The sequence below is a fragment of the Chryseobacterium sp. UYP7 genome (assembly GCF_056279225.1).
The window spans coordinates 673,513-685,881 of the sequence record NZ_JBWBQW010000001.1; the positions used below are offsets into that span (position 1 = coordinate 673,513).

At 36.9% G+C, this 12,369-nt stretch carries 11 protein-coding genes; 6 read left to right on the top strand and 5 right to left on the bottom strand.

All coding sequences use genetic code 11. The features are described 5' to 3' along the window. Nucleotides 1-52 precede the first annotated feature (52 nt). Nucleotides 53-1,294 (bottom strand): PQQ-dependent sugar dehydrogenase, encoded by a 1,242-nt coding sequence (locus ACZ9HT_RS03190; RefSeq protein ID WP_476038996.1) that lies wholly within the window; start codon nucleotides 1,292-1,294, stop codon nucleotides 53-55. An 89-nt stretch (nucleotides 1,295-1,383) separates the two neighbouring features. On the opposite strand from ACZ9HT_RS03190, the gene ACZ9HT_RS03195 reads away from it, so the two are divergent. The 3 genes from ACZ9HT_RS03195 to ACZ9HT_RS03205 all read left to right on the top strand — a co-directional run bounded on the left by ACZ9HT_RS03195 (nucleotide 1,384) and on the right by ACZ9HT_RS03205 (nucleotide 4,851). Continuing rightward, a complete protein-coding gene (locus ACZ9HT_RS03195) occupies nucleotides 1,384-2,199 on the top strand; it encodes a GLPGLI family protein (RefSeq protein ID WP_476038997.1) in 816 nt (271 codons plus the stop codon). A gap of 129 nt (nucleotides 2,200-2,328) precedes the next feature. After that, nucleotides 2,329-4,320, top strand: a complete 1,992-nt coding sequence (gene uvrB, locus ACZ9HT_RS03200) for an excinuclease ABC subunit UvrB (protein WP_476038998.1) — start codon at nucleotides 2,329-2,331, stop codon at nucleotides 4,318-4,320. A gap of 33 nt (nucleotides 4,321-4,353) precedes the next feature. Continuing rightward, the gene (locus ACZ9HT_RS03205; RefSeq protein ID WP_476038999.1) at nucleotides 4,354-4,851 is read left to right on the top strand and encodes a heme-binding protein; all 498 of its coding nucleotides are present in this window, start codon (nucleotides 4,354-4,356) and stop codon (nucleotides 4,849-4,851) included. 259 nt (nucleotides 4,852-5,110) lie between these two features. Here the strand turns inward: ACZ9HT_RS03205 and ACZ9HT_RS03210 are convergent, their stop codons facing one another. The 4 genes from ACZ9HT_RS03210 to ACZ9HT_RS03225 all read right to left on the bottom strand — a co-directional run bounded on the left by ACZ9HT_RS03210 (nucleotide 5,111) and on the right by ACZ9HT_RS03225 (nucleotide 8,078). After that, nucleotides 5,111-5,374, bottom strand: coding sequence for a DUF3820 family protein (locus ACZ9HT_RS03210; protein ID WP_476039000.1), 264 nt, complete (start codon nucleotides 5,372-5,374; stop codon nucleotides 5,111-5,113). Between the two features lie 16 nt (nucleotides 5,375-5,390). Next, nucleotides 5,391-6,473 carry an AI-2E family transporter gene (locus ACZ9HT_RS03215; protein ID WP_476039001.1) on the bottom strand — a complete coding sequence of 361 codons (1,083 nt, stop codon included), beginning with the start codon at nucleotides 6,471-6,473 and terminating at the stop codon, nucleotides 5,391-5,393. Between the two features lie 71 nt (nucleotides 6,474-6,544). Continuing rightward, nucleotides 6,545-7,288: a beta-carotene 15,15'-monooxygenase gene (locus tag ACZ9HT_RS03220; protein WP_476039002.1), complete on the bottom strand. Its 744-nt coding sequence runs from the start codon at nucleotides 7,286-7,288 to the stop codon at nucleotides 6,545-6,547. Between the two features lie 67 nt (nucleotides 7,289-7,355). Then, nucleotides 7,356-8,078 (bottom strand): hypothetical protein, encoded by a 723-nt coding sequence (locus ACZ9HT_RS03225; RefSeq protein WP_476039003.1) that lies wholly within the window; start codon nucleotides 8,076-8,078, stop codon nucleotides 7,356-7,358. Between the two features lie 77 nt (nucleotides 8,079-8,155). On the opposite strand from ACZ9HT_RS03225, the gene ACZ9HT_RS03230 reads away from it, so the two are divergent. The 3 genes from ACZ9HT_RS03230 (at nucleotide 8,156) to ACZ9HT_RS03240 (ending at nucleotide 12,369) form a co-directional block, all read left to right on the top strand. Then, nucleotides 8,156-9,133 carry an aminodeoxychorismate synthase component I gene (locus ACZ9HT_RS03230; protein ID WP_476039004.1) on the top strand — a complete coding sequence of 326 codons (978 nt, stop codon included), beginning with the start codon at nucleotides 8,156-8,158 and terminating at the stop codon, nucleotides 9,131-9,133. After that, the gene (locus tag ACZ9HT_RS03235) at nucleotides 9,117-9,743 is read left to right on the top strand and encodes an aminotransferase class IV (RefSeq protein ID WP_476039005.1); all 627 of its coding nucleotides are present in this window, start codon (nucleotides 9,117-9,119) and stop codon (nucleotides 9,741-9,743) included. The genes ACZ9HT_RS03230 and ACZ9HT_RS03235 overlap by 17 nt, the downstream gene beginning before the upstream one ends. A gap of 76 nt (nucleotides 9,744-9,819) precedes the next feature. Beyond that, nucleotides 9,820-12,369, top strand: a complete 2,550-nt coding sequence (locus tag ACZ9HT_RS03240; protein ID WP_476039006.1) for a DUF5686 family protein — start codon at nucleotides 9,820-9,822, stop codon at nucleotides 12,367-12,369.

Sequence of the window (12,369 nt, forward strand, 5' to 3'; positions counted from 1 at the left end):
AGCACAAAAAAACCTCAATCAACGTTGAGGTTTTCTTTACTTAGAAGTTGGATTATTTATTCGAAACTTTATATAATTTACCGCTGTCTGTAATGCCATAAAGGTTTCCATCCTGTCCATTTAAAACATCACGAAATCTTTCTTTTTGGTCTTTTAAAAGCCATTCTTCGCCAACCACTTTGTTGTTTTCAATCACCAAACGGATGATTTTTTCGCCGCTTAAACAACCTAAAAATAAATTATTTTTCCATTCCGACATATTTCCCGTGTAAAAACTTATTCCACTCATGGAAATTGAAGGATCCCAATAATAAACCGGTTGTTCTGTACCTTCTTTCTGTTGAATTCCCGCACCTACTTTTTTGCCGCTATATTCCCGGCCATAAGTTACATCGCCCCAGCCGTAATTTTTACCGGGTTGAATGAGATTTACTTCATCACCGCCTTTCGGACCCATTTCAGCCTCCCAAAGCTGACCTTTTTCATCCATCGCTAAACCTTGTGGATTTCTTTGACCATAAGAATAGATCTCCGGTTTATATTTTACATTTCCAATAAATGGATTTCCTGGTGCAGGCTTGCCTTCTTTTGTAATTTTTAAGATCTTCCCTAAATAAGCCATTGTGTTTTGCGCTAAAGGTCTTGTTTCCATATCGGAACGTTCGCCTGTACTTACAAAAAGGCTTCCGTCTTTTGCGAATTCCAATCTGCTTCCAAAATGTTTATCACCATCATAAGTTGGCGTTGCGCGAAAGATCACTTCCACATTTTCAACTTTTTTTTCGTCCGTTGACAATTTTCCTTTACCTACAGAAGTGTGATTTCCACCAGAAACAGGTTCAGAAAAAGTAAAGAAGATCATTCTGTTATTCTTGAAATCGGGATCCAGGACAACATCTAATAACCCACCCTGACCTTTGTCTACAACTTTTGGCAGGCCTTCGACTTTCGATACGGTCTTTCCATCGGCTGAAACAATATTCATAAATCCTGATTTTTCAGTGATCAAAAATCTTCCATCAGGCAGATTGGTAATTCCCCAAGGTTTCCCCAGTGTAGCATTAATAACTTCTACATTGTACGGAGTTTGAGTTTTTACACCCGCAATTCTTGTTTGTCCAGCAAAAGCCGGTTGGTATTCCGGAGAATTTTTATCGAGTGTTTCAGGATTGGGAGTCTGACCACTCTCTACCAGAACTTTGTTCTTTTCGGTGGTATTCTTCGTGCTTCCGCCACACGAGGTTAGTAGGGCTAATCCTAAAAGGGGAAGGTTTTTAATCAGTATTGATTTCATTGGTTGATGTTTAATGATTTGGTGCATTAAATTACAATAATTATTCCGGGTAAAATCTTTACATTTGAAATACATGTAATTTATTAAATATGAAAAAAATTCTGAATGTGCTTTTTCTTTTCCTTTTTAGCCTTCTTTTTTCCCAAAGCAAAAGTTTTGTGTACGAACTGAAATTCAAACCTAATCCTACCAAAGACAGTATTGCAAAGGAAACTTTTATTTTAGATGTTACTGATGGGAAATCGATGTTCCGGACAGTAAAAGATAAAGAGGCTGATTCTACGGCTTATCTCACGAAACGTTTTGGTTTCATGACGACGTCGTTTAAAGATTTTCGGAGCGTTTCCAAAGATTTAAAAGAAAAGGAGATCAAGAAGTTCATTAACAATTTTCAAAAGCTCTTTTCCATTAAAGTGGAAGAAGAATTGAAATGGAAAATTGAGAGTGAGACGAAAGTAACATCTTCCATGAAAACGCAAAAAGCAACAGTGAATTATGGAGGTAGAAATTGGACGGCGTGGTTTACGAATGATATTCCGCTGCAGGAAGGTCCGTATATTTTTTATGGATTGCCCGGATTAATTACTGATATCTATGATGATGAGAATAATTACTTTTTTTCTTTGATCCAGATCCGCAATTCCAACGGGCAGATTTACGAAAAAGAAAAAGCCATTCCTATCTCTTGGAAACAGTATGGAAAATTAGCCAAAGATTACTATAGCGATCCAACGCGGGAAATTAATGGGAAAAATATGGGAAGTGGAGCGCCCATCTTAAAATGGGTCGATGAACAGGGAAATGAATTAGTTCCCAACTTTAAAGAAATGAATGAAAGAGAGCAGCTCGAAATTCGGGAGAATAATAATCCAATTGAATTAAATCATCGAATCAATTATCAATAAAGCGTCAATACGCGGAAAAGTAAATGTGATTAATCGACTTATAATTTTCTTCATTTCCATAGAAGTTTTCTATTCAAGCTTAATGTAAAGAAATAAAATTCAGTATTTTTATTTCCTTATTTTTGCAAAATGCAATTTAGACTAGAGTCAGAATATAAACCGACCGGTGACCAACCTCAGGCAATTGAAAAATTGACGGAAGGTTTAAACATTGGCGAAAAATACCAAACCCTTCTTGGAGTTACCGGTTCCGGGAAAACTTTTACGGTGGCAAATGTGGTTCAGAATACGCAGAAACCAACCATCGTTTTAGCGCACAATAAAACATTGGCCGCTCAGCTTTTTGTTGAGTTTAAGGAATATTTCCCCGATAATGCCGTAGAATATTTCGTTTCTTACTACGATTATTACCAGCCGGAAGCTTTTATCGCTTCCACAAATACTTATATTGAGAAAGATCTCTCCATCAACGAGGAAGTGGAAAAATTGCGTCTTTCTGCGACTGCGAGCTTACTTTCAGGGCGAAGAGACGTCATTATTGTCGCTTCTGTTTCCTGTATTTACGGGATCGGAAATCCAAAGGAATTTCACAAATCCTTAGTTTCTGTAAAAAAGAATGAGAAAATGACGCGGACTTCGTTGCTTCATTCTCTTGTTGGTGCACTGTATTCCAGAACTTTAAATGAATTTGGACGAGGAACTTTTCGCGTTAAAGGAGATGTTGTTGATGTTTTTCCGGCGTATGCAGATAATGCAGTGCGCATTCAGTTTTTTGGCGATGAGATCGATACCATTCAAAGTTTTGATCCTGTTTCCGGAAATGTAATGGATGTTTTTGAGGAGATTATTATTTATCCCGCGAACTTGTTTGTGACCTCGAAAGAAACGCAGGTGAGCGCGATCAAAGAAATTCAGGACGACATGGTAAAACAAGTCGATTTCTTTACGGATATCGAAAAACCTTTCGAAGCAAAACGCCTGCAGGAAAGAACGGAACTCGATCTGGAAATGATGAAGGAGCTCGGTTATTGCAGCGGTATCGAAAATTATTCCAGATATTTTGATGGGAGACTACCCGGAACCAGACCTTTTTGTCTTTTAGATTATTTTCCGAAAGATTTTTTAATGGTCATTGATGAAAGTCACGTGACGGTTCCGCAGGTTCACGCCATGTACGGCGGCGACAGAAGCAGAAAAGAAGTTTTGGTGGAACATGGTTTCCGACTTCCGGCAGCGATGGATAACAGACCTTTGAAATTTGAGGAATTTGAAGGCATTCAAAATCAGGTGATCTACGTTTCCGCAACTCCAGCGGATTATGAATTGGAGAAAAGTGGCGGAGAATACATTGAGCAGCTTATTCGTCCCACAGGATTATTGGATCCTGTTATTGAAGTTCGCCCTTCCATTAACCAGATCGATGATTTGATTGAAGAAATTCACAAACGAACTGAAGTTGATGAACGCGTTTTGGTAACGACTTTAACGAAGAAAATGGCAGAAGAGCTCACGAAATATTTTACAAAATTTGGTATCAGAACCCGATATATTCACTCAGATGTAGAAACTCTGGACCGAATTCAGATCATGCAGGATTTGCGTGTGGGATTGTTTGATGTTTTAGTTGGTGTTAATTTATTGCGAGAAGGACTTGATTTACCGGAAGTTTCTTTGGTAGCGATCTTAGATGCAGACAAAGAAGGAATGTTGCGTTCCCGACGTTCGATGACCCAAACTGTTGGTCGGGCTGCGAGAAACCTGAATGGTAAAGCGATCATGTACGCCGACAAAATGACCAAATCGATGCAGGCAACGATTGATGAAACGATTTATCGCCGACAGAAACAAATTGAATATAATGAGAAGCACGGACAAGTTCCAACGGCTTTAAATAAAAAAATATCCGAAATTCTGGTCGGTAGAAGTAAAGATTTCCCCGATGAAAAATATACTCAGAAAGAAATTCTACAGAAAGTTGCGGAACAGAAGAGCACTTATTCCAGTCCGGATTTAGAAAAAGCGATCGCCGAAAAACAAAAACTGATGGAAGCGGCGGCAAAAAATTTAGACTTCATCAAAGCTGCAAAATTGCGGGATGAGCTTGCAGTTTTGAAAGCTTAAAACAGGCTTATAAATTTATAAAAAATAACAATTATGATCAATATTAAAAAAATAGCAGGACTGGTATTATTCTTAATTTTCACCTCTTTTTTATCAGCGCAAATGGTCGCAAAATCTGCCGACTTAACGCAGGAAGGAGCGATGCAACTGGCAAAACAGGCAAATCTGGAAGCGCAGAAATTGAATAAAAATGTATCGATCACGGTTTTAAATTCCTCGGGAGTTACTTTACTTTTACTGAAAGGCGACAACGTTGGACCTCACAATACAGAAGCTTCAAGAAGAAAAGCCTACACTTCATTATCAACTAAAACGCCCAGTTATATTCTGATGCAAAATGCAGAAAAAAGTTCGGATGCTAAAAATTTAAATACGTTGCCGGAACTTCTTTTATTGGGTGGTGGATCTCCAATTTTTAAAGATGGAGTACTTGTCGGTGGAATTGGTGTTTCCGGAGGTGGAGGCGGAGAAAATGACCACAATATTGCGGTAAAAGCTGCAGAGAATTCCGGATATAAAATTGCTCCTTAATTAATTACTCGGGTATAAATTTTTTAGAATTAAACGAAAGCTTTTTAGAGATAAAAATAAAATGTAAAAGAAATTAAAAATAATTATCCAAATAGTAATATTGAAATTGATCCAAATATATTTTTCTAGTAAACCAGCATTTGCTTTAATGTCTCTTATATAGCTGAATCCACGGACTAATCCAATACGTACCAAAAGTTAACGGTCAATATGAAAATTGTTAGAAAAGGGACTAATAATTTTTTTAACCTTAACATCATCAAAACCTATAAATTTTATTTGTAGGTTTTTGTTTTTGTGCTTTTCCCCGAAGTGGCGTAAGCAGATCCATTAATCCATTCATTTTAATTTCATAAATAGTGGAAAGCTGCATTCCGAGTTTTCCCGGCGGCATTCCCTGGCGCTGAAACCATTCCAGATAATTGATAGGAAGGTCTGCCAAAACAGTTCCTTTATGTTTTCCGAAAGGCATTTCGACCTTGCAGATCTCCTGTAATATTTCTGGGTTTAAACCTTCTGTCATATTCTATATTTTACTTCTAAATGGATAGATCTATTTTCTCTTCGATTTCCTGTGGTTCCGGCATGATAATTTCGTGCTCATCATAACCGAATTCATCACGGTAAACCTGAATAAGCATTACGGTGATCGAAACCAGAATTGGTCCGAAGATCAAGCCCATAAACCCAAAAAGATTCAGACCTAAAATAATTCCAAAAACAGTATTTAAAGGATGAATATCTTCCAGCTTCTTCAAAAGCGTAAATCGCATCAGATTATCGGTTAAACCAACTACGATCACACAATAACCAGCCAGTCCTAAACCAGCACCGGTGTTGCCTTCTGCAATCATAAAAATACAAACCGGCAGATAAACGATCGCTGCTCCAACAATCGGGATCATCGCCGTAACAACCGTTAAAGCAAATAAAAGAACAGGACTTGGTGCTCCAAAAATAAAATATCCGACAAGCGCTATAATTCCCTGACCAATCGCAACTACCGGAATTCCTATAGCATTTGCGATCACCATTTTACGAATTTTTTCTCCTAACAAATTAATATTGGCTTTTTTCAAGGGTGCCGAACTTCTTAGCAATCTTTCGAAAAGACGCGGTTTTTCTAAAATAAAATAGAGAATAAAATACATCGACGCAATTACCGTAATGGTGTTGAAAGTGCCACTTAAAGCACTTGTAGAAAACCTGCCTGCAGTTTCTTTTAGTTTCGTAATATTTTCTTTACTCAGAATGTCGATCTTAACTTTCTGATAAACGAAATCGTGAATTTTATCAATAAAGATATTAAACTTCCCCATGTAAGCATTTGCATTCCCCAGCTTATCTACGAGCAGATCAGCGATGAAATAAATGGGCAAGATCAATACAATTAAAGTGGCAACAATAATTACAAGCGACGCCACCCAGGGTTTCCACTTCTTAACTTCCTGTAGGTAAAGATTGTACTTTCTCGTAATAATGTAAAGGGTGATCGCTCCTAAAATTGAAGGAATGAACATGGCAAGGTTAAAGCAAACCAGTCCTGCCAGAACGATAATAACTAAAAGAAGGAAAACCTGCTTTATTTTTACTTCGCTTATTTGATCTTTAATATTCTGCATATCTGAGGTTTATAAAAAAAGCAACAGAAATTTCTGTTGCTTTCAAAAGTACAATAAAATTGTATTATTTTTTACAAAATTTTATTTTCTACAGCAAGTGGTCTCGGTCTGCCACAAAATGCGCAGTAAGTTGAGTACATTACGATCAGGAAAAACGGCATTGTCGCAATAATTCCGATTCCGCAAAGTACAATTCCCGCCACACTAATGAGCAATCCTAAAAAAGATGCGCCTAAAAATACACCATAATTTTCTTTAGCAATATTAAAGGATTTACTTAAAGCTTCAGAGAAAGTAGCATTTTCAAATAGCAAAACAGGATAGCCTAATAATAAAAGCGGCATTACAAAGAATCCTGGTATAACGCACAAGGCGAAAGAAATTGTAATGATAATGCTGGAAATTAAGCTGTAAATCATAATATTAAGAACGTTCTGTTTGTAACCGATGAATAGATCAGAAAGCTGCAGAGGTTCTTTAAAGTTATATTTATTCGCCATGTAAATAATTCCGACAAACAATGGAGCGACAATAACTCCCAACAATCCGGAAAGTCCGTAATAAGTTCTAATTCCAGGAATTCCCCATAAGTTCAGTCCTGAGAAATCTCCGTCGGAGGAGCGCATTTCTTCGGAGATACTCATAGAGTCAAATCCCGAAATTGCCTGAATAAAAATAGAGGCCAAAATGTAAATGACCATTGCTAAAAGCGCGTAAAGGAAAACGCCTTTATACATTTCGAAGGCGTGAGAAATAATGTCACCCGAGGACTTTTGTGGTCCAGCCGGCTGCTCAAATTCTTGAAAATTGTCCATAGTTTTATTTTTAATGTTTCTCAAATTTAAAATTTAAATCCGAAACTATGATATTTAAAAATAATTTTTAGCCTATTTCTTTGTAAATGTGTTGATAAAGAGTGTAGATCATGGCATTCCAGAAAGGAAAAGTAAGCAGAAATCCTACTCCGAAAAGTAAAAGTCCACAAAAACTGAAAAGGGCGGCGATTAAAATACAAATCACCACGGTGCCTAAATTACGTCGTAAACCCTTCACTGTTAAACTGATTCCTTCAAAAGTATTTACCTGCATGAAAAACATCAGCGGGATCGAAAATAAAGTCACAAAAACCCACACCAATCCTAAGATCAAAAGTGCATTGGCATAGGTGAAAATAATGATCCAGAATAAATAAAAACCGAAAAATTTAAAGAAGTCCAGACCAAGATATCCTGCGAAAAGATCGTTCATCACAACAGGTTCTTTCAGATCTATCTTTCTAAATATTTTATAAAGTCCCACATTCAAAGGGTTGATAAGTGCAAGAAGAAAGAAGAACGCCAAGCCGAAATTTTTAGCTTGTGGCAAACTGGCGATTTCCTCCATTTTTTTATTGAAGGCTGGCATATCGGTTCTCACAAGATCGCTGTATTTTGAAAATTCATCCCAAAGCCCAAAATATTTGAAAAGATAAATGTACCCCAGAAAAAACAGGGAGAAATAAAGCAAGCTGTAAATCAGTTGAAAACGCAGGGTTTTGATCCAGTACTCAAATGCCGTTTTCAGGATCTTCTGGGTTCCCGCTTTTATGGGATAATTGTTTTCCATGGCGCAAAAATAATCTTTTAAGTTTAAACGTTCTTCTTTTTATATTTTACTTAGCTCTTTTCCTTATTTTTGCCGAAATGTTCCCCACTTATCATCCAAATTTCGATCGAATTGATGAGCTTTCTCAACAGAAAGTTCCCTTCTTTTTTATGATCGATTTCTCAATGGAAAATGTAGAGGTCATCACCGAAAATGAAATAAGTAATTCAGGCTTGTTCATTGATTTCCCGAATTTTACGAACGTTTCCTCACAGAAAGAGCCAAAGAAAGAAATTATTCTGGAAGCATTTCCTGAGAGTCCGGAGACTTACCGGAAAGGTTTCGACTATGTTCAGAAAAATTTAAAACTCGGGAATTCTTATCTTACCAATTTCACCTGTAAATCGGAGATCAAGATTAATTTGACTTTAGAGGAAATCTTCAAACGTTCCAAAGCCAAGTATAAAGTGTTATTTAAAGATCGCTTCGTATTTTTTTCTCCGGAGACTTTTGTTGAAATTACTGAAGGTCAAATCAGCACACATCCTATGAAGGGAACGATCGATGCATCCATAGAAAATGCCGTCGAAATTTTAAAAAATGATGCGAAGGAAAAAGCCGAACATTACACCGTTGTCGATTTGCTTCGGAATGACTTGAGTATGGTTGCAGATGAAGTTAAACTCGATGACTTCCAAAGGATCGACTATATAAAAACGCAGCAAAAAAATTTGTATGCGATGAGTTCCGAGATTTCCGGAAAATTCAAACCTGAATTTCAGAACAAAATAGGGAGCGTCTTAAAAACATTGCTTCCGGCCGGATCAATTTTAGGCGCGCCAAAACAAAAGACCTTAGAAATAATCTGGAAAGCTGAAAATTATGACAGAGGCTTCTACACCGGCGTTTGCGGCTGGTTCGACGGAGAGAATTTGGATTCCTGCGTCATGATCCGGTTTATCGAAAAAGAAAACGGAAAATTATTTTTTAAAAGTGGTGGTGGAATCACGCATTTGAGTAAATTTGCCGACGAATACGAAGAAATGAAAAACAAAATTTATGTCCCAATTCATTGAAAGCATTAAGGTAGAAGATCAAAAAATATTTCTTTTGGATCTTCACCAAGCCAGAGTCAATAAGACTTTTGAGCATTTTGGGAAAGAAGGATCGCTGGATCTGGCTGCAGTTTTTAAAAATCTGGACCATAACGAAGATGGTTTATACAAGCTTAAAATTACCTATGATCTTAATAAAAGCGTTCGGACTCAAATGATTCCCTATGCCATCTCTGAGATTGACAAAATTACTTTGGTAGAAAACAATATCTACGATTACTCCTTTAAATTTGAGGATCGCAAGGAGTTGGAGCGAATGAAACAGAAAGCTAAAGCGGACGAAATTATTATCGTGAAAAATAATCACATCACCGATACTTCCTATTCCAACATCTTATTTAAAAAAGGTAAAGACTGGTTTACGCCTTCTACTTACCTTTTAAATGGTGTGCAAAGACAGCATTTACTTAAAGCTAAAAAAATTAAAGAAGCAGAGATCACTTTGCAGAATTTAAAGGAATACTCTCACTTTCAAATCATTAACGCGATGAATGATTTTGATGACATGTTTATCTATCCAATGTCGAAAATCACTAATTTGCCAGAAAATTCAGAGTACTTAGCAGTTTAAATAATTTCCTCCAATCATCCGTTGGTCTGTTTTTCGCTATGAAACATTTTCGCCTTCGCAAAATTGCTGCGACGTTATGAAGAAAAGAAATCCGTACCTGTTTCAGATAATTCCAAATATAAAAATCTTATTTTTTTTTCTGTTTGGTGCCACGCTTTTTTCGCAAAATAAGATTTCCGGGACCATCATTGATGCGAAAACGCAGAAACCAGTTACTGGTGTTGAGATCTTCATCAATAATCACCAGAAATCCGAGATCATTACGAGCGATTCCCACTTTTCAATCGTGGGCGATTCCGGCATTGCCACCGCTTCTTTTTTCAAGAAAAATTACAAAACTGAAATCCTCAATTTCAACGATCTCAATTTTGAAAATCTGGTTGTTAAAATGCAGGCGGAAAGAGTAGAGCAAATTCAAGAGGTAATGCTCTCAGGAATCAACAAAAAAAAATACAAAAACAAAAAAGAAAATCCTGCGTATGCGATCATGCAGGAGGTCTGGAAGCGGAAAAAAACGAATGGTCTTGCTAATTACGACGACTATCAATACAAAGAATACGAAAAAATTGAGATCGGTCTGAACAATATCGACAGTGCTTTTATGCAGAAAAAAATCTTTAATAAACTCGAGTTTGTTTTTGATTATGCAGATTCAGCCAACTTCGAAAAAAAATTGACCCTGCCCGTTTTTTTCAATGAAACGATCTTCAAAACCTACGGAAGAAATCAACCTGAAAAGAAGGAAAATAAAATTATTGTCGCCAATAAATTTTCTGGATTTAACAATAATGAACTTATTGCTTCTACTGCAAAGAACCAGTTTAAAGACGTTAATATTTACGATAACACTTTAAATTTCTTCAATATCGGTTTTCCAAGTCCTGTTGGAACAGATGGTTTTAGCAATTATGAATATGAACTTTCTGATTCGCTTTCGGTAAATGGCATTGATTGTTATTTAATTAAATATTCGCCGAGAAGGAAGGAAACTCTGGCATTCCAGGGAAATTTGTTTATCTCCAGAGATACTTATAATGTTGTAAAAGCGACGCTGAAATCCACTAACAAGATCAACGTTAATTTTGTGAACGGAATTTATATGGAACTGGAATATGACTCGCCAAACGACACCATTTTTCTGCCGAAGAAAACCTATACAGAACTGGAAATGTCCATCTTCAATAAGAAGAAAGATGCAAAAGGAGTTCTTTTTAAACGGACAGATATTTACAGCGATTATCTCTTTAATCAAAACTTTGCCGAATCATTTTTAACTGATAAAGGCCAGACTTTAAGCGATAACAATCTTACAAAACCCGATGAATTTTGGGAAAAGGAGAGAGAGGAGCCTTTGCTGGAGTCTGAAAAGAAGGTTTATCAAATGGTTTCTCAGCTAGAAAATGTACCGAAGTTTAAAAGGATCGTGAAGATTGTAGAGATTTTGCAATCCGGATATATTAATGCCTGGAAAGCCATCGATTTCGGAGATATCTTTTCAATTTACGGGAACAATGTTGTTGAAGGTGATAGGATTCGTCTTGGAGCAAGAACTTATTTTTCAGCCAACGATATGTGGCGTTTAGAAGGTTACACCGCTTACGGTTTTAAAGATCACCAATTTAAATATGGCGTTGAAGGACGATATATGTTTAACCGAAATAATCGCGCAACCATCGGTTTAGGAAGTCGAAATGATGTGATCCAACTTGGTGGACAATTGACGAATGATGACGGAATAATGACAAGGTCTTTCGCGTCGTCTTCTGTTTTTTCTTCCGGAACCAATGCTTCATTGAGTTTTGTAAAACAGAATAATATGTTCTTTTCTCTGGAGCCCGTGAAGAATTTTGTGGTGAGATTAGATGCTTCCGTGCAGAACATTAAATCCGCGAATCCACTCAATTTTAATCTTGATTTTTATAAAAACAATGCACTGAAATCGGAGTTAAATGATTTTCATACGACGTTTACTTTAATGGCGACGCCGGGTGCGAAATACTCTCAGTACGGAGTTGACCGCTATTCATTTACCACGCTTTCGCCAACCTTCGTCCTCAAATTTACACACGGTTTTGAAAATGTTCTGAACGGCGATTTCGATTATAATAAATTGCAGTTTTTGTATTCACAACCGATCATCCTGGGGAATTTCGGACGAACGATCGTTAACGTTGAAGCAGGTAAAAATTTCGATACGGTTCCTTTAGCATTACAGAATATTATTCCTGGAAATCAATCTTACAGCCTGGTTCCGAATACTTTTGCGCTCCTGAAATATTATGAATTTGTCGCTGATGCTTATTCGACCTTAAACGTTGAACATCATTTTCAGGGGAAAGTGTTTTCATATATTCCGTTGATCAAAAAACTGAAACTTCGCGAGGTTATTTTTTGGCGCGGTGCGTATGGAACTTTAAGCAATGCTTCCAAAAATATCAATTTTGAAAATCGACTTTATTCAGCTCCGGATCAACAGATTTATTACGAATACGGTTTCGGTTTAGAGAATATCGGTTTCGGAAATTTAAAGATTCTCCGCATCGATTTCAACTGGCGCGGAAATTATCTCGACCGTCCAGATGTTACTAAATTTGGAATTAAGTTCGGTATTCAGGCGAATTTCTAA